The sequence below is a fragment of the Microbacterium sp. OR16 genome (genome assembly GCF_047306725.1).
Taxonomy (GTDB): Bacteria; Actinomycetota; Actinomycetes; order Actinomycetales; family Microbacteriaceae; genus Microbacterium.
The window spans coordinates 2,103,437-2,120,126 of the sequence record NZ_JAZEXK010000001.1 but is presented as its reverse complement, the minus strand read 5'-3'; the positions used below and the strand labels follow the sequence as shown (position 1 = coordinate 2,120,126).

Here is a 16,690-nt window from a genome sequence, read left to right as displayed (position 1 = left end):
ATGCGCGGGCGGATTGCCCGCGCATCGTCACGCGGTCGCGCGCTCATGCCGACTGCCTGCCGTACTCCTCGAGCAACCGCAGCCAGACCTCGCTCATCGTCGGATAGGCGGGCACTGCGTGCCAGAGCCGGCTGATCGGCACCTCCGCGACCACGGCGATGGTCGCCGCCTGCAGCATCTCGGCGACGTCATCGCCGACGAAGGTCGCGCCGACGACGACCTCGCGCTCGGCGTCGATCACCATGCGCGCTGTGCCGCGATAGTCGTCGGCGTGCAGAGTGGCTCCCGACACCGCGCCGAGGTCGTAATCGACGACCTCGATCTCGCGGCCGGCCCGGCGCGCGGCATCCGCGGTCATCCCGACCGAGGCGACCTCGGGTTCGCTGAAGACGACCTGCGGCACCGCCGCGTGGTCGGCGGTCGCCGCATGACGACCCCACGGGTCGTCAGCGACCACCTCGCCGCGCGAGCGGGCGGCGATCACGTCGCCGGCGGCGCGCGCCTGGTACTTGCCCTGATGCGTCATCAGCGCCCGGCCGTTGACGTCGCCCACGGCGTACAGCCAGTCGCTCCCCGGCACGCGCATCGTGTCGTCGACCTCGATCGGGCGCCCCGGCTGCAGGCCCGCGACCTCGAGCCCGATGTCGGCGCTGCGCGGTGCGCGACCCGTCGCCACCAGCACCTCGGCTGCGGTCACCTCGTCACCGTCGTCGAGGGTCAGGGTCACGGCGTCCGCGGCGCGGCGCACGGCGGTGGTCTGCGTGTTCAGCCGCACGTCCACGCCCAGTCCGCGCAGCCCCGCGGCGACCTGTTCGCCGGCGAACGGCTCCATCCGCTCGAGCAGGCCGTGCCGGGCGATGAGCGTCACCGCTGCCCCGAGACCGGCGTACGCGGTCGCCATCTCGACCCCGACGACGCCGCCGCCGATCACCGCGAGCGAGTCGGGCACGTGCTCGGCGCCGGTCGCCTCTCGGCTGGTCCACGGGCTCGCTTCGGCGAGGCCCGGGATGCCCGGGATCGTCGCATCCGACCCGGTCGCGATCGCGACCGCATGCCGGGCGCGCAGCACCCGCTCGGCGCCGTCGTCAGCCGTGACGGTGACCTCGCGCTCGGCCGTGAGCCGGCCGTGCCCGCGCACCAGGTCGATGCCGGCGCTGTGCAGCCACTCCACCTGACCGTCGTCCGACCAGTGGGCGACGAAGTCGTCGCGTCGGGCCAGAACCTCGGCGGGCGTGATGTCGCCCCCGTCGACGCCGCGCACGTGCTGGGCCGCGCGCAGGGCCTGCATGGGCCGCAGCAGCGCCTTCGACGGGGTGCACGCCCAGTACGAGCACTCGCCACCGACGAGCTCGCTCTCGACGATGACGGCGGTGAGCCCGCCCTGCACAACCCGGTCGGCCACGTTCTCGCCGACGGGGCCCGCGCCCAGCACGATGACGTCGTATTCGTCGCTCATCCGGTCAGTCTCGCCGACTGCGCGGCTTCGCCGCCGGGGGTTGACACGGGCTGATCCCGTGCGGTCGGTGCATCCGCGGTCGTTCCGCGTCTTCGGGCCCGGCCCGACCGGCTCAGCGTGCCGGGAGGATGACCGTCGGGGACGAAGCCTCGGCCACGTGGCGCACATCGCGCGGAGCGCCGGTGCGCTCATCCAGATCGACGACGCTGACCGTGCCCGAGCGCTGCCCCGCCACGAGCAGCGTGCCGTCGTAGACGAGGTGGTGGCGTGGCCAGTCGACCCCGGAATCGGCGAGGGCGAGCGGCTCGAGGGCATCGCCGCCCGCGCGCACGCGGAGAGCTGCGAGGGTGTTGCTGCCGCGCAGCGCGGTGTAGAGGGTGTCGCCATCGCGCGAGACCGCAAGCTCGGCGGGGAAGTCGACCCCGACCTGGGCGATCGGCGATGCGGTGGTCGCCGAGACGAGTCCCCAGACTCCGTCGCGGGCGGATGCCAGGGTGAACACCTCGCACGAGTACTCGGTGACCACGTGCAGGTGCCCGCTGGGATGCATCACCATGTGGCGGGGGCCGGTGCCGCGCGGAAGCACGACCTCGTGATCGAGCGCGAGCACCTGTCCGGAAGGGCGCCAGATGCGCACCAGGTCGAACCCGAGGTCGGTGGTCGCGATGCGCCCGTCGGGCAGGAACACCGCCGCGTGGGCGTGCGACACGCGCGGCTCCTCCCCTGCCGGAGTCGGGTACGGGTCACGGGCGTGTTGCGAATAGGGGGCCGACACTCCAGATGTCGGACCGTTCCGGGCATCCGGTCCGACATCTGGCGTGTCGGCCCCCGGAATGTAACGCTCACCAGGCGCGACGTCGCCCGCCGAACCGCCGCCCACCGAACCGCCACCGCCGGCGCCGAAGAGGGCGGCGCGGAGGGCGGCGGCCTTGTCGACGCCCGCAGGCACGAGGCCGCCGTCGTCGGCGATGCCGAAGCGCACGACCCGCCCGTCGCCGTAGCAGCTGGCGATCAGCATCCGTCCGCCGGGCGAGACCGCGAGATGGCAGACGCCGTCGCCGGCGCGCACCGGTTCGCCGAGCGGACGCAGCGCCGCCTCGCCGGCGCGCGCGAACGCCTGCACCGCGCCGTCGCCCTCGAGCGCCGCGTAGACGACGTCGAGTGTCGGATGCGCGGCCAGCCACGACGGGGATGCCGCCGGCGCGGCCGTGCCGCGAAGCCGCAGCGTCGACGGCCCGCCGCCGCCGACAGACAGGAACCCGATGCCCTCGGCATCCCCGTCCATGTCGGCGCCGTATCCGCCCACCCAGAACCGCGTCATGCTGCCTCCGCCCCCTCGCCTTTCTCGCACGGATGTCGGCGGTCTGAACGGATGTCGGCTGAGACCTGGCGGATCGACCGACATCCGTTCAGCCAGCCGACAACTGTGCGCACGGTTCCGCCCCGGAGCTCAGTCGATCAGGTCGTGGCGCACGATGACCTGGTCGCGGGCGGGGCCCACGCCGATCACCGAGATGCGGGTGTTGCTCATCCGCTCGAGGGTGAGCACGTAATCCTTCGCACTCTGCGGCAGGTCGTCGAAGGTGCGCGCCTTCGAGATGTCCTCGCTCCAGCCTGGGAAGTACTCGTAGATCGGCTTCGCGTGGTGGAAGTCGGTCTGGTTGACCGGCACCTCGTCGAAGCGCGTGCCGTCGACGTCGTAGGCGACGCAGACGGGGATCTGCTCGAGACCGGTGAGCACGTCGAGCTTGGTGAGCACCAGGTCGGTGATGCCGTTCACCCGCGTCGCGTAGCGGGTGATGGGGGCGTCGTACCAGCCGGTGCGGCGGTCACGACCGGTGGTCGTGCCGTACTCGAACCCGGTCTTGCGCAGCCACTCGCCCATCTCGTCTTCCAGCTCGGTGGGGAACGGGCCCGAGCCGACGCGGGTGGTGTACGCCTTGACGATGCCGACGATGCGGTCGAGTCGGTTGGGCCCGACGCCCGATCCGGATGCCGCTCCCGCGGCCGTCGCGGTCGACGAGGTCACGAAGGGGTACGTGCCGTGATCGACGTCGAGCATGGTCGCCTGGCCGGCCTCGAAGACGACGACCTCGCCGCGGTTCAGGGCCTCGTCGACCAGGTGCCCGGTGTCGGCGACGAGCGGACGCAGCCGCTCGGTGTACGACAGCAGGTCGTCGACGATCTCGTCGACCGTGATCGAGCGACGGTTGAACACCTTCACCAGCAGGTGGTTCTTCTGGTCGAGGGCGCCCTCGACCTTCTGGCGCAGGATGTTCTCGTCGAAGAGGTCCTGCACGCGGATGCCGACGCGGTTGATCTTGTCGGCGTACGCCGGGCCGATGCCGCGGCCGGTCGTGCCGATACGGCGCTTGCCGAGGAAGCGCTCGGTGACCTTGTCGAGGGTGCGGTGGTACGCGGTGATGATGTGCGCGTTTGCACTGACCTTGAGCCGCGAGGTGTCGACGCCGCGGGCCTGCAGCGCGTCGAGCTCCTGGAACAGCACGGCGAGGTCTACGACGACGCCGTTGCCGATGACGGGGTTGACGCCGGGGCTCAGGATGCCCGAGGGCAGCAGGTGCAGGGCGTACTTCTCGTCGCCGATGACGACGGTGTGGCCGGCGTTGTTGCCGCCGTTGAACTTGACGACCCAGTCGGTGCGCTCGCCGAGCAGGTCGGTGGCCTTGCCCTTGCCCTCATCGCCCCACTGGACGCCGACGATCACGATTCCTGGCATGCGTGTACCCCCTGGTGCTGCACGCTTTCGCCGGGTTTGCACCGGCAGATGAGCTGGCCCTGATCGGGCGTGACCATCCTATCGGAGGGCCTGCGACGGCCCCCGGTGCATCGGCACGAACCCGCGGGGGCCCTGCGACGCCCCTCGCCCCTCAGCCGGCCGGAGTGAACCGGATCGGGAACCGCATCGGACCGGTGTCCCCCGAGACGGGAAGCCACTCGTCGGGCACGGCATCCGGCATCCGCTGCGCGAGCAGCGGAAGCGCGACCGACATGTCGGTTCGGGCGACGAAATGGCCTAGGCACTGGTGGATGCCGCCGCCGAAGCCGGCGTGCAGCGGGCGGTCCTCGACCGTGACGTCGAAGCCCGGCTCGTCGCCCATGCGCGAGGGATCGGTGCCGATCGCGTGCGACAGCACCTGCACGATGCCGCCCTCCGGCTCGCGCGTCGGCTGGGCGGTTACCCTGTACCGGGGGTTCTCGGTCGTCGACGAGCGCCCGTCGCGCACGAGGAGTGAGAGATGTCTGAGTTCCCGAGTCCCGGATCCCCTTCGTCGGCGCCGGCGAGCCCCGAGGACCTCGCTCGCGCGCAGCGCACCCTCAAGGTCGTCTCCGACTCCTACGCCACCAAGATGGTCGGGCAGGACAGCCTGCGCGCCAGCCTGCTCATCGCGCTCATCGCCGGAGGGCACATCCTGCTCGAATCGGTGCCGGGTCTCGCGAAGACGACCGCGGCGAGCACCCTGGCCGACACCGTGAAGGCCGGCTTCAAGCGCATCCAGTGCACTCCCGACCTGCTGCCGAGCGACATCACCGGCAGCCAGATCTACGACGCGGCGACCGGCAGCTTCCGTACGGTCCTGGGGCCCGTGCATGCCAATTTCGTGCTGCTCGACGAGATCAACCGCTCGAGCGCGAAGACGCAGTCGGCGATGCTCGAGGCGATGCAGGAGCGGCAGACCACGATCGGCGGCGAGGTGCATCCGCTGCCGCGCCCGTTCCTGGTCATCGCCACGCAGAACCCCATCGAGCAGGAGGGCACCTACGAGCTGCCCGAGGCGCAGATGGACCGCTTCCTGCTCAAGGCGATCGTCGAGTACCCGAGCCCTGCCGAGGAGTTCGAGATCCTCAACCGCATCGACTCGGGTGCTCTCGATCCCGACCGCCACGTCGCAGGGGCGATCACCCTCGACGACGTGCACGACCTGCAGGACATCGCCTCGCGGGTCTACATCGACCCCGCGATCCGCAACTACATCGTGCAGATCGCCTACGTCACCCGCAATCCCGCGCCCTACATCGGCGAGGAGCGGGCGCGTTTCATCAAGTACGGTGCGAGTCCGCGCGCGAGCATCGCCTTTCTGCAGGCGTCGCGCGCCCTGGCGCTGCTGAACGGCCGCTCGCACGTGCTGCCGGAAGACGTCCGGTCGCTGCGGCACCTCGTGCTGCGGCACCGCGTGCTGCTGACCTTCGAGGCGGATGCCGAGGGTGTGCGCAGCGAAGACATCATCGACCAGATCTTCGCGTCGGTGCCGACCCCGTAGCCCTTCGACAAGCTCAGGGACCCAGTCATGGCGAGTCTGATCACGCAGGTGAGAGCGAAGCTCTTCATCCGCTCGTCGCAGAAGTCGATGCACGCGCTCGACGGCGCGTACGCGTCGCTGCTGCGCGGGCGCAGCCTCGACTTCGAAGACCTGCGCCCCTACGAGTTCGGCGATCAGGTGCGCGACATCGACTGGCGCGCCACCGCCCGGCACGGCGAGCCGCTGATCAAGCGCACGAAGGCCACCCGCAAGCACACCGTGCTGTTCGTCGTCGACACCGGACGCGGCATGCGCGCCCTCGCCGAAGACGAGCGCGGCAAGCGCGACCTCGCGGTGCTGCTGACCGGTGCCCTCGGCTTCCTCACCGTGCGCCACGGCGATGACTTCTCGGTCGTCTACGGTGACAGCGCCCGCGTGCGACGACTGGCGACCGGCAGCAGCGAGGGCGCGCTCGAGCATGCGCTGCGCACGATCAGCGCGGCCATCGACTCGAGCACGGCGGCGGGGGATCGGGATGCCCTGCTGCGCTACACCGCGCGGAACATCGCACGGCGCATGATCGTCGTGCTCGTGACCGACGAGGCGCCGCTGACGCCCGACACCGAGGGGCTGCTGCGCAGGCTCGCGGTGCAGCACGATGTGCTCTGGCTGACGGTGCGCGACGCGGATCCCGTCATCCGCCCTGGCAGCGGTGGCACCCACCGGCGTGATGTCGACAGCGGCTGGGCGATCCCCGACTTCGTGCACGGCGACGCCGAGGTGATGGCAGAGCTCGCCACCGATGAGGCGGCGCGCACCGCCGCGCGCGATGCGACGCTGCGGCGCCTCGAGATCACGCACGCCGAGTTCGGCGCGCAGAGCACCGCGGTCTCGACGCTGCTCGCGATGCTCAACAGGAGGTCGCATGCCCGCTCCTGATGAGCTCTACCCACCCGCCCAGTACGGCTGGGGCTGGCTCGTGCTGGCGATCGGCATCCTGCTGCTGCTCGCCGGCGGCGCCTGGCTGCTGCTCGCGCTGACCAGACCGAAGCAGAGCATAACGCTGCCCGGCGAGCCTGCATCCGTGCCGCCCACAGCGGCGGTGCTCGATCAGCTGCGCGGCGAGTACCTGGCTGACGTGCAGCGCATCGAAGATGCATACCGTTCCGGGAATATGCCGCCGCGACAGGCGAATCTCGAGCTCAGCCGCACGGTGCGCGCCTTCGTCAACGAGTACTCCGGTCTCGAAGCCCCGGTGCTCTCTCTCGACGACCTGATCGCCCGCGGCGTCGATCCCGTGCTCATCGACGCGATCCGCCGGCACTACTACCCGAGCATCTTCCAGCGCGGTCCCGCCATCGATCCGGTCTACGGCGCCGAAGCCGCGCGCGCCGTCGTCACGAGCTGGCACTGAGGGGTGACGACGTGACACTGAACACCTGGTGGATGCTGCTCGTCGCCCTCGGCGTGCTGATCGCCGCCGTCGTGATTGGCGCTGTCGCCGGCATCCGGTCAAGGCGACGCTCCGACACCGCACCCGCCGCCCTCGTCTCGCGCGCAGAGCGCCTGCGCGCACTGCCGTCGTTCCGCGCCGCCGTGCGGCGACGCATGACGCTGCTGTCGGGCATCGTCGCGCTGGGCGCGATCGCCGTGCTGCTCGGCGGCGTCGTCGCCGCCCGTCCGATGGCGCCGAAGACCGTGCAGCCCGTGAACGCGAGTCGCGACATCATGCTGTGCCTCGACGTGTCCGGCTCGATGTCGGATGTCGACGTCGAGGTGCTCAGTGTCTTCGAGAAGCTGCTCGAGGGGTTCGAGGGCGAGCGGATCGGGCTGACGATCTTCAACAGCTCGCCCGTTCAGGTGTTCCCCCTCACCGACGACTATGCGTTCGTGAAGGAGCAGCTGCGCAGCGTGCGCAGCAGCTTCGACTACGCCGACGAGACCCCCGAGCACTGGGTCGGCACGCTCAACGGCCCCGGCGCCTCGCTGATCGGCGACGGCCTCGCCGCGTGCACGATGCGCTTCGACCATCAGGACGATGAGCGCAGCCGCTCGGTGATCCTCGCGACCGACAATGAACTGGCCGGCGCCTCGATCCTCACCATCGAAGAGGCGGCCCAGTACGCGAAGGCGCAGCAGGTGCGGGTGTTCGCTGTCAACCCGGTGCAGGGCAAGGACGCCCAGGTCAGCGCGCAGCTGGCCGACGCCGCGGCGCTCACCGGCGGGCAGTCGTACGCGCTGCGCGCGACGACCACGGTGGGTGACATCATCGCCGAGATCCAGAAGCAGGAGGCGACGACGCTGAAGGGGCAGGCGCAGGTGATCCTGGTCGACAGCCCCGATCTGTCGATCGCGCTGATGCTCATCGCCGTGCTCGGCTTCGTCGTGCTGCTGATCCTCGTCCGGGATGCCGGAGGGAGGCGCGCATGATCCTCCAGCCCGTCCTGCATCCGATCCTGCTCGCCCTGCTCTGCGCTGTGCCGGCGTTCTTCGTCGTCCGGTCGCTCGTGATCGAGCCCCACCGGGGGCGCTGGGTGCTGCGTCTGGGGATGATCGTCGTCGTGTTCGTCATGCTGCTGCGGCCGGGCATCCCCGGGGGCACCTCGCAGACCCTCGCGACCGACACCGACGTCGTGATCGTCGTCGACACGACGGCGAGCATCGTCGCCGAGGACTGGGCGGGCAACCGCCCCCGCATCGACGGCGTCCGCACCGACGTGCAGGCGATCGTCGACGAGTACCCGGGGGCGCGATTCGCGCTGATCAGCTTCGACGCGGCGGCGCAGCTTCGGCTGCCGCTGACCACCGACGCCACCGCGCTCATGTCGTCACTCGACGTGATGCGACCCGAGGTGACCGACCAGTCGCGCGGGTCGTCGATCGGCATCGCGAATCGGATGCTGGCCGACACGCTCTCCGCGGCGGCGAAGGCGTCGCCCGAGCGCAGCCGAATGGTGTTCTATCTCGGCGACGGCGAGCAGACCGCGTCGAGCGAGCCGGAGTCGTTCGCCTCGAGCGCCAAGTACGTCGACGGCGGCGCGGTGCTCGGCTACGGCACGACCGAGGGCGGCCCGATGAGGAAGACCACCGGCCAGGGCACCGAGGGCGGCGACTACATCGAGTACCAGGGGCAGCCCGCGCTGTCTGTGATCGACGAGGACAACCTGCGAAAGGTGTCGGAGCAGCTGGGCGTCGAGTACCAGGCGCGGACGGCGGATGCCGGGATCGAGCTGCCCGAGGCGCCGACGAGCACCACCGACTACGCCGCCTCGGGCGAGGTCGGCAACGTCATCGAGCTGTACTGGATCGCCGCGCTGGCGCTGATCGTGCTGCTCGCCGTCGAGGTCGCGCTCGCGACCGCATCGGTCGTGCGACTGCGCGGCCTGGCCCGACCCCGGCAGAGCGGAGACGCCGCATGAGCACTCACGCCGATGCCGCTGCGGGGCTTCTGGCCGTCAACCGACGCCGCCGCCGCATCCGTCGCAGGGTCGCGATCGCGACCCTGCCGCTCACGCTCGCCGCGCTGCTGCTCGTCGTGAAGCTGCTCAGCATGTACGCCTTCGCGCACGCATCGATCAGCTCGTTCGTCTCAGGAGCGTACGCCGAGTCGGAGTCGGCCGCCCGGGGGCAGGACGTCGCCAACTGGTTCGAGCCGTTCGCCGCGCCGTACAACATCGGCACCGCCCTCGCCGGGGCCGACGAACTCGCCGCCTCGCGTTCCGAACTCGAGCGCGCGCTTCCGCTCGCCCAGGGACTGCAGGTCTGCCCGGTGATGATCAACCTGTCGCTGGTGATCGAGCGGCAGGGCGACGCGGCGCAGGCCGACGGCGACGCCGCGAAGGCCGCCGAGCTGTACGGCGAAGCCCTCGAGATCACCGTCGAGACGCCCGAGGAGTGCCGCAGCGACGAGGCTCAACAGCAGTCGCCGCAGCCGAATCGCGACATGAGCGACACGCTCGACGAGAACCAGCAGCGCCAGCAGGAGAAGCAGCGCCAGAGCCAGCAGCCGCCCGATCAGCCGCAGCAGCCCGACCAGTCCGAGCAGCCGCAGACGCCACACGACAAGCTCGACGACATCGAAGATCGCCTGAACCAGGGCGCGCAGGAGCGCGAGGAGCAGCTCGGCGGCGGGCAGGGCGACGAGGGCACCGGCGGGGGAACGGACAGGCCGTGGTAGATCGTCAGCGCAGCAGATACGTCGGCGGCTCGGAGGGGGCGCCGCCTCTTCCGCCGACCGGCGGCTACGCGGGAGCCGCCCGAGCGCGGGGAGGGCTGGATGCCGCGGCCGGCTTGCTTCCGGCATCCGCAGTCACGTACACCGACCCGGCGGCCGTGCGGAAGCCGGGCGTCAACGGGATCGGACTCGCCGCCATCACATCGACGGCGATCTTCGCCGTGATCCTGCTGCTGCTCATGCTCGCCGGCGGCACCGACGCGCTCTACGGCGTGACGCTGCTCGTGCTGCAGCTGGCGATCATCGGCGTGATCGTCGCGGCGCTGCTCACCCGACGCGGCAGGATGCTGGGGGCGATCGCCCTGGCCGTCTCGCTCGTCTGCAACGTCGCGACCGTCGGGGCCGTGGGCGCCCTGTACTCCTCGGCGACCCAGGCGTACGGCGGCGCGAAGTCCGAGCAGCAGCGGCACGAGGAGGCGTATCCCGGCGTGAAGGACTACTCGCCCGACGAGGCCCTGAACGGACCGTCTCTCGACGAGGTGCAGGCCGAGGGTAACGCTCTGATGACCGCGATCCGCGCCCGGCTGAGCGATCGCTACGGCTACACGTGGGTGCAGAGCGGCACGGTCGACGTGAGCCCCGAGCGCAACGGGTACGGCGGCGAGTCGATGCTGCGCCGCTACACGTCGACGGTGTGGACGACCGAGCAGCCCGTGCAGGACGACGCGCGCAAGCGGCAGGTCATGCAGGCGATCGGCGAGGTGCTTCTCGAGCGCGGTCTCAGCGACCTGTACCCGCTGAACGAGATCGACACCGGCATATCGCCGGATATGGTCGCGAAGCTGTACGGCTCCACCGAGCCATCCCGCCAGCACACCTGGGAGTACTACGGCGACAGCTACCCGGGGCCGATGCGCTTCTACGCGTACGCCTACGACCTCTCCAACGACCCGACCGGCGAGTTCCGCACCCAGCGCGAGGCGATCGCGAAGCAGACGGGCGAGCCGCTCGAGGGCATCCAGCTCGTCGTCTTCGCGCGCCGGGTGCTGCCCGAGGCCGACCGCGCCGAGTTCGAGCAGCGAATGCAGGACTACCCGGGGTTCTGACGACGAGTGTCAGTCGACGTCGTCCACCGGCACGTGCTCGTCGCCGGGCAGCTCGGGCTCGTCGACCGGCTTGAGGTCCTCGACCGCAGGACCCTCGAGCAGGGTGCCGTCGGCCGCGAAGCGCGAGCCGTGCAGCGGGCAGTCCCACGAGCGCTCGGCGCTGTTCCAGGTGACGATGCCGCCGAGGTGCGTGCACACCGCCGACAGCCGGCACGTGACGCCGTCGACGGTCGAGACCGCGACCGGCTTCATGTCGGCGCTGCCCACGACGCCCTCGCCCTCTGCGGGTGGCGTGTCGGGCACCGGATGCCGTTCGGCCGAGATCCATCCCGTCGTGGCGTCCCGCGCCACCTCCGCACCCGCGACCGCACCCTGCACGAGATCCTTCGGGGTGGTGATGCGGTGGTGCAGCGTCTGCGCCCACGGGATGTTCCCGTCGAGCACCTCGGCGGCGATGCTGAGCGCCGCCGCGACGGCGTTCGTCATGCCCCACTTGTTGTAGCCGGTGGCGATCTTGACGTGCTTGCCGGTGCGCGGCATCCAGCCCACGAACGGCACCATGTTCAGCGACTGGTAGTCCTGCGCCGCCCAGGCGTGGGTGCGCTCGGCGCCGGGGAAGTGCTGATGCGTCCACCGCTCGAGGTCGTCGACGAGCGCCTGCGTGTCGTCGGCGCGACCCACGTCGTGGTCGTTGCCGCCCACCAGCAGCAGCTGCTCGCCGTCGTGCGCGGCAGTGCGCAGCGACCTGGTCGGCGCGTCGATCGAGAGGTACATCCCCTGCGGGATGCGGGCGGCATCGGGCATCCGGTACGCCTGCGCGTACGAGCGGTTGGCCTTGAGTTTGGCGAAGTACAGACCACGATCGAGGATCGGCACCCCCGTGGCGAGCACGACGGTGCCGGCGTGCACGTCGCCGACCGAGGTGATCACCCGGCTCGGCTCACCGGTGTCGACGTCCTTCACGCGCACGCCCTCGACGATCACCCCGCCGCGCTCCCGCAGATCCGCGGCGAGCGCGCGCAGCACGTCCATCGGGTCGAACTGGGCCTGTTCGCGCAGCCGGATCGCCCCGTGCACGCGGAACGGCAGCTCGAGCTCGCTCACCCGCTCGACGTCGAGTCCCGCCGCCAGGCACGCCTCGTACTCCTCCTCGATCGAACGCGCACCGTCTTCGGTGCCCGCGTAGGTGAAGGCATCGCGGCGGTCGACGGCGACGCCGTGCTCGCCGAGATAGCGCAGCATCCACTGCTGCCCCTCGAGGTTGCCCTCGACGTACGCCTTGAGCACGCGGTCCGATCCGCGCGAGCGGATGCCCGAGAGCACACCGCCCTGCAGCAGGCTGAGCTTCGCGGTCGTGTTGCCGGTCGCCGCGGCACCGACGAAGCGGGCCTCGAGAACCGCCACCGACAGGCCCGCGCGCGCCAGCAGCAGCGCGGTGGTCAATCCGGTCAGACCTGCCCCGGCGACCACCGCGTCGTAGCGGGCGTCAGGCTCGAAGGTGTCGGTGGGGATGCGCTCACGCTGGTCGTCGAGCCATAGGGACGTCACGGTGTCTCCTTCGCTGGGGGCGAGTGAGCCCCCAGTACACCCCGAGCGCGGCCCCGGTGAACAGGGCTTGACATCTGCGCCGTCGCACGCACGGCCGGTGTTCTACGCTGGCTTCTGGTCGCGCGGCGCGACCGTCGATCGATCAGGGAGTCCACTTGCCCGAGCACACGCTTCTCGCCATCGACGCCGGCCAGACGGGCATCAAGACCCGCCTGGTCGCCCCGGACGGCACCGCTCAGGAATGGCTGTTCCCGGGTGTGCTCACCGACCGGCCGCTGCTGACGCAGCTGACGAGCGTCGTCGCCGAGGTCACGCGGGTCGCGCGGCAGGCTCCGCACACGGTGACCTTCGGTGTCTCGGGCCTCACCTCCGCCGACGACGAGGCGGATGCCCTGATGCAGCACCCCGATCTCGCCGGTGTGCAGCGCATCGTGGTGACCCACGACTCGGTCACCTCGTTCCTCGGTGTGCTGGGCGACCAGCAGGGCGCCGTGGTCGCGGCGGGCACTGGGGTGGTGACGCTCGGCGTCGGACCCGAGCACTCGACCCGCGTCGACGGCTGGGGCCACCTCATGGGCGATGCGGGCAGCGGCTTCTGGATCGGCCGCGCGGCACTGGATGCGGTGATGCGCGCCTTCGACGGACGCGGCCCCGCCACGGCGCTGACCCCGGTCGTGCAGGAGCGCTGGCCCGATCTCGAGACCGCGTACGTCGCCCTGCAGTCCGCTGAGGACCGCGTGCGCACGGTGGCATCGTTCGCGGCACCGACCGCTCGGCACGCGGCATCCGGAGACGAGGTCGCGACCCGCATCTGCCGCGACGCCGCCACAGAGCTCGCGGCGTCGGCGCTTGCCGCGCTGCGCGTCACCGATGCACCCGCCGACGCCGCCGTCGGGGCCATCGGCGGTGTGTTCGGCGCCGACATCATCCGCTCGGCGTTCGAGGCCGCCGTGCGCGCCGAGCGTCCGGATGCCCGCTTCGTGCCGCCGGCCGGAACGGGCCTCGACGGCGCGGTCGCCCTCGCGGATCTCGGCCCCGGGCATCCACTGCACGAGCGGTTCGCCGAGCGCACCCGCTGAGCCCGCCGTCTGACCACCTGATTCGCCGAGCGCACCCGCTGAGCCCGCCGTCTGACCACCTGATCGGAGCCGCATCATGACGACCGCTCTCTTCCACGAGATCGACAACACGCCCCGCGACTACGCCTGGGGGCTCGTCGACGGCGTCGCGCACGTGCGCGGCACCGCTCCGACCGGGCGCAAGGAGGCCGAGCTGTGGCTCGGGGCGCACCCCTCGGCTCCGAGCCGCATCACGGGCGATGCTCCCTGGGCGACGCTCGACGCGTGGGAGCGCGAGACCGGTGCGACCCTGCCGTTCCTGCTGAAGGTGCTGTGCGCGGCAGAGCCGCTGTCGCTGCAGGCGCATCCGAGCACCACGCAGGCCGAGGAGGGCTTCGCCCGGGAGAACACCCTGGGCATCCCGCTCGACGCGCCGCACCGCACCTACCGCGATCCGCACGCGAAGCCCGAGCTGATCGTCGCGCTGCACGACGGGTTCGAGGCGCTGTGCGGCTTCCGCTCCGCCGCCGACGTGCAGGCCGACCTGGGTGTGCTGGCCGATCAGATCGACGGCGATTCCGACGCGTCGGGCGCATTGGCGACATGGCGGCAGCACCTGACCGGGGCCGACGGCATCCGCTCCGCGTTCCTGTGGCTGCTGTCGGGAGACGACAGCCTGCCCGCGCTGGTGAGCGCCGTGACGGAGGTCGCCGGGCGCGATTCCCGCTTCGCCCTCCTCGCGCGCATCGCCGAGGCGCACCCCGCCGACCCGGGCATCCTCGGCGCGCTCATGCTGCAGCACCTCACCCTGCGTGCCGGCGAGGCGCTGTGGCTGCCCGCCGGCAACATCCACGCGTACCTGCGCGGTTCGGGCATCGAGCTGATGGGCCCGAGCGACAACGTGATGCGCGGCGGCCTCACCGGCAAGCACATCGACACGACCGAACTCGACCGGGTGCTCGACGCGCACGAGGGCGGAGACGCACGTCTGGTGCCCGAGGTCGTGTCCGACGGCATCCGCGTCTTCCGGCCCGCAGGGCGCGGCACGCCCGACGATCCCGGGTTCGAGCTGTTTGCGGTGCAGTCCGACGGCGAGCTCGCGCTCGCCGGTCCGGCGATCGCGCTCGCGACCGACGGCGAGTTCGAGCTGGCATCCGGCGACGAGCGCATCGCGATGCCGCGCGGTCGTGCGGCGCTGATCTCGCACGCCGCCGCCGTGCGGATCACCGGCGCCGGACAGCTGTTCATCGCGGCAGGCTGATCATCATGCCTCGCTTCGACCTCTCCCCCGCCGAGCTGCGCACCTACCGGCCCACTGTCGCCGAGCCCGCCGACTTCGACGGGTTCTGGCAGCGCACGCTCGAGTCATCGCGCCGGCTGGCCGCACCCGCCGAGCGCACCCGCATCGAGACGCCGCTGACGCTCGTCGACGTGTACGACCTGTCATTCAGCGGATTCGGCGGCGACCGCGTGCGCGGCTGGCTCGTCGTCCCCTCCGGGGCGGCCGGACCCCTGCCCACGGTCGTCGAGTACAACGGCTACGGCGGCGGGCGCGGACTCCCGCACGAGCGCCTCGGCTGGGCGGCATCCGGCTACGCCTGGGTGTTCATGGACACCCGCGGTCAGGGCAGCGGATGGGGAACCGGCGGCTCGACCCCCGATCCGCACGGCACGGGCGCGTCGGCGCCCGGCTTCATGACCCGCGGCATCGACGACCCCGAGCAGTACTACTACAGACGCGTGTTCACCGATGCGGTGCTGCTGCTCGACGCGGTGCGCGCCCTGCCCGAGGTGGATGCCGATCGCATCGCGGTCACCGGCGGCAGCCAGGGTGGCGGCATCGCGATCGCCGTCGCCGGACTCAGCGACGGACTCGTGGGCGTGATGCCCGATGTGCCGTTCCTGTGCCACTTCGAGCGCGCCGTCGGCTTGACCGACAGCGATCCCTACCAGGAGATCGTGCGCTATCTCTCGGTGCATCGGGATGCCGTGGCGCAGACCTTCGAGACCCTGTCGTACTTCGACGGGGTGAACTTCGCCGCTCGGGCCGAGGCGCCCGCGCTGTACTCGGTCGCCCTGATGGACGCGGTCTGCCCGCCGTCGACTGTGTACGCCGCAGCCAATCGGCACCGTGGCGGCGCCGAGGTCGTGGAGTACCCGTTCAACCAGCACGAGGGCGGGCTCGGCGTGCAGTGGCAGCGCCAGGCTTCCTGGTTGGCTGAGCGTCTGAGCTGAGCGCCTGGGCTGAGTGCCTGGGCTGAGCGCCTGGGCTGAGCGGCCGTGCAGCCCTCAGGCGGCGAGCGCGAGCCAGGCGGCGAACGCGAATCCGATGACCGTCGCGAGCCCGGTCGACTCGGTCGCCTTCTTCTGCGCCTCGGGCACCATCGAGTCGACGAGCATGACCAGCAGAGCTCCGGCCGCGAAGCCGTTCGCTCCGGCGCGGAAGCTGTCGTCGACGACGGATGCCAGCGCGAACCCGCCCACCGTCGCGAGCGCGCAGAGCACGGCGACACCCGCCCAGAGCAGCACCACACGGCTGCGCCGCATGCCGCCGGCCATCAGGTCGGACGCCGAGCCGATCGACTCGGGGAGGTTCGAAACCAGGATGGCGACGACGAGGGCGACACCAACGCCCTCGCCCGACGCCAGTCCGATGCCCAGCACGAGCTGCTCCGGGATGCCGTCGAGCAGCGCTCCGATCGCGAGCGAGGGCCCACCGGCATCCGCCTTCCTCTTCGCCTGACGCGCATCGAGGATCCGCGCGGCGACGTAGTAGCAGAGCGCGCCGGCGGCGACTCCGGCGATCAGCGGCAGGTGGCCGCCGAGCTCGACACCCTGCTCCCACAGCTCGAACGCGATGGATGCCATCAGCGCACCGGCACCGAAACCGAGGATGACCCCCAGCAGCCGATCGGGCCACCTGCGCACGAGCGCCAGCAGCGCACCGATGAGAAGCGGCGATGCCGCGACTGCGCCCCACAGCACCGCCTGACCCATGGTGCCCACGCTACCTCTGCGACAGGCACCCGCTGACCTCGCGAAACACAGGAGCTCTCGCGGAACACAGGAGGATCTCGGCCGAATCCTCC

General features: G+C 71.1%; 16 protein-coding genes. 10 read left to right on the top strand and 6 right to left on the bottom strand.

The features are described from left to right. Positions 1–43: 43 nt before the first annotated feature. The 4 genes from V2S05_RS10310 to V2S05_RS10295 form a co-directional block, all read right to left on the bottom strand. A complete protein-coding gene (locus V2S05_RS10310) occupies positions 44–1,456 on the bottom strand; it encodes a dihydrolipoyl dehydrogenase family protein (RefSeq protein WP_413635079.1) in 1,413 nt (470 codons plus the stop codon). 112 nt (positions 1,457–1,568) lie between these two features. Further along, positions 1,569–2,777 carry a lactonase family protein gene (locus V2S05_RS10305; protein ID WP_413635078.1) on the bottom strand — a complete coding sequence of 403 codons (1,209 nt, stop codon included), beginning with the start codon at positions 2,775–2,777 and terminating at the stop codon, positions 1,569–1,571. A 129-nt stretch (positions 2,778–2,906) separates the two neighbouring features. Then, the gene (locus tag V2S05_RS10300; RefSeq protein ID WP_271638929.1) at positions 2,907–4,193 is read right to left on the bottom strand and encodes an adenylosuccinate synthase; all 1,287 of its coding nucleotides are present in this window, start codon (positions 4,191–4,193) and stop codon (positions 2,907–2,909) included. Positions 4,194–4,344: 151 nt separating this feature from the next. Next, positions 4,345–4,701, bottom strand: a complete 357-nt coding sequence (locus V2S05_RS10295) for a hypothetical protein (protein WP_413635076.1) — start codon at positions 4,699–4,701, stop codon at positions 4,345–4,347. Positions 4,702–4,713: 12 nt separating this feature from the next. On the opposite strand from V2S05_RS10295, the gene V2S05_RS10290 reads away from it, so the two are divergent. The 7 genes from V2S05_RS10290 to V2S05_RS10260 are packed head-to-tail and all read left to right on the top strand — an operon-like array spanning position 4,714 to position 10,995. Then, a complete protein-coding gene (locus V2S05_RS10290; protein WP_413635074.1) occupies positions 4,714–5,736 on the top strand; it encodes an AAA family ATPase in 1,023 nt (340 codons plus the stop codon). 27 nt (positions 5,737–5,763) lie between these two features. Next, positions 5,764–6,654, top strand: a complete 891-nt coding sequence (locus tag V2S05_RS10285; RefSeq protein WP_413635072.1) for a DUF58 domain-containing protein — start codon at positions 5,764–5,766, stop codon at positions 6,652–6,654. Beyond that, complete coding sequence (locus V2S05_RS10280; protein ID WP_271638934.1) at positions 6,641–7,129, top strand: hypothetical protein; 489 nt, start codon at positions 6,641–6,643, stop codon at positions 7,127–7,129. The genes V2S05_RS10285 and V2S05_RS10280 overlap by 14 nt, the downstream gene beginning before the upstream one ends. An 11-nt stretch (positions 7,130–7,140) precedes the next feature. Next, positions 7,141–8,145 carry a VWA domain-containing protein gene (locus V2S05_RS10275; RefSeq protein ID WP_413635070.1) on the top strand — a complete coding sequence of 335 codons (1,005 nt, stop codon included), beginning with the start codon at positions 7,141–7,143 and terminating at the stop codon, positions 8,143–8,145. Beyond that, a complete protein-coding gene (locus V2S05_RS10270; RefSeq protein WP_413635068.1) occupies positions 8,142–9,134 on the top strand; it encodes a vWA domain-containing protein in 993 nt (330 codons plus the stop codon). Before V2S05_RS10275 ends, V2S05_RS10270 begins: the two co-directional genes overlap by 4 nt. Further along, on the top strand, positions 9,131–9,892 hold the full coding sequence (locus V2S05_RS10265; protein WP_413635066.1) for a hypothetical protein: 762 nt from the start codon (positions 9,131–9,133) through the stop codon (positions 9,890–9,892). Before V2S05_RS10270 ends, V2S05_RS10265 begins: the two co-directional genes overlap by 4 nt. Beyond that, positions 9,886–10,995: a hypothetical protein gene (locus tag V2S05_RS10260; RefSeq protein WP_413635065.1), complete on the top strand. Its 1,110-nt coding sequence runs from the start codon at positions 9,886–9,888 to the stop codon at positions 10,993–10,995. Before V2S05_RS10265 ends, V2S05_RS10260 begins: the two co-directional genes overlap by 7 nt. A gap of 9 nt (positions 10,996–11,004) precedes the next feature. Here V2S05_RS10260 and V2S05_RS10255 read toward each other — a convergent pair whose 3' ends face one another. Next, entirely contained in the window at positions 11,005–12,543 is a 1,539-nt protein-coding gene (locus V2S05_RS10255; protein WP_413635063.1) for an FAD-dependent oxidoreductase, read from the bottom strand. 155 nt (positions 12,544–12,698) lie between these two features. On the opposite strand from V2S05_RS10255, the gene V2S05_RS10250 reads away from it, so the two are divergent. The 3 genes from V2S05_RS10250 (at position 12,699) to V2S05_RS10240 (ending at position 15,836) form a co-directional block, all read left to right on the top strand. Then, positions 12,699–13,622 carry an N-acetylglucosamine kinase gene (locus V2S05_RS10250; RefSeq protein WP_413635062.1) on the top strand — a complete coding sequence of 308 codons (924 nt, stop codon included), beginning with the start codon at positions 12,699–12,701 and terminating at the stop codon, positions 13,620–13,622. Between the two features lie 76 nt (positions 13,623–13,698). Continuing rightward, a complete protein-coding gene (gene manA / locus V2S05_RS10245; protein WP_413635061.1) occupies positions 13,699–14,862 on the top strand; it encodes a mannose-6-phosphate isomerase, class I in 1,164 nt (387 codons plus the stop codon). A 5-nt stretch (positions 14,863–14,867) separates the two neighbouring features. Continuing rightward, on the top strand, positions 14,868–15,836 hold the full coding sequence (locus V2S05_RS10240; protein ID WP_413635060.1) for an acetylxylan esterase: 969 nt from the start codon (positions 14,868–14,870) through the stop codon (positions 15,834–15,836). A gap of 54 nt (positions 15,837–15,890) precedes the next feature. On the opposite strand, the gene V2S05_RS10235 is transcribed toward V2S05_RS10240, so the two are convergent. Continuing rightward, positions 15,891–16,598 carry a ZIP family metal transporter gene (locus V2S05_RS10235; RefSeq protein ID WP_413635059.1) on the bottom strand — a complete coding sequence of 236 codons (708 nt, stop codon included), beginning with the start codon at positions 16,596–16,598 and terminating at the stop codon, positions 15,891–15,893. Positions 16,599–16,690: the final 92 nt, after the last annotated feature.

Bases quoted from the DNA above. Each gene is read 5' to 3' on its own strand.
- V2S05_RS10270 (WP_413635068.1), top strand. From the start codon at position 8,142: ATGATCCTCCAGCCCGTCCTGCATCCGATCCTGCTCGCCCTGCTCTGC.
- V2S05_RS10235 (WP_413635059.1), bottom strand. From the start codon at position 16,598: ATGGGTCAGGCGGTGCTGTGGGGCGCAGTCGCGGCATCGCCGCTTCTC.
- V2S05_RS10305 (WP_413635078.1), bottom strand. From the start codon at position 2,777: ATGACGCGGTTCTGGGTGGGCGGATACGGCGCCGACATGGACGGGGAT.
- V2S05_RS10290 (WP_413635074.1), top strand. From the start codon at position 4,714: ATGTCTGAGTTCCCGAGTCCCGGATCCCCTTCGTCGGCGCCGGCGAGC.
- V2S05_RS10265 (WP_413635066.1), top strand. From the start codon at position 9,131: ATGAGCACTCACGCCGATGCCGCTGCGGGGCTTCTGGCCGTCAACCGA.
- manA (WP_413635061.1), top strand. From the start codon at position 13,699: ATGACGACCGCTCTCTTCCACGAGATCGACAACACGCCCCGCGACTAC.
- V2S05_RS10285 (WP_413635072.1), top strand. From the start codon at position 5,764: ATGGCGAGTCTGATCACGCAGGTGAGAGCGAAGCTCTTCATCCGCTCG.
- V2S05_RS10240 (WP_413635060.1), top strand. From the start codon at position 14,868: ATGCCTCGCTTCGACCTCTCCCCCGCCGAGCTGCGCACCTACCGGCCC.
- V2S05_RS10310 (WP_413635079.1), bottom strand. From the start codon at position 1,456: ATGAGCGACGAATACGACGTCATCGTGCTGGGCGCGGGCCCCGTCGGC.
- V2S05_RS10280 (WP_271638934.1), top strand. From the start codon at position 6,641: ATGCCCGCTCCTGATGAGCTCTACCCACCCGCCCAGTACGGCTGGGGC.
- V2S05_RS10300 (WP_271638929.1), bottom strand. From the start codon at position 4,193: ATGCCAGGAATCGTGATCGTCGGCGTCCAGTGGGGCGATGAGGGCAAG.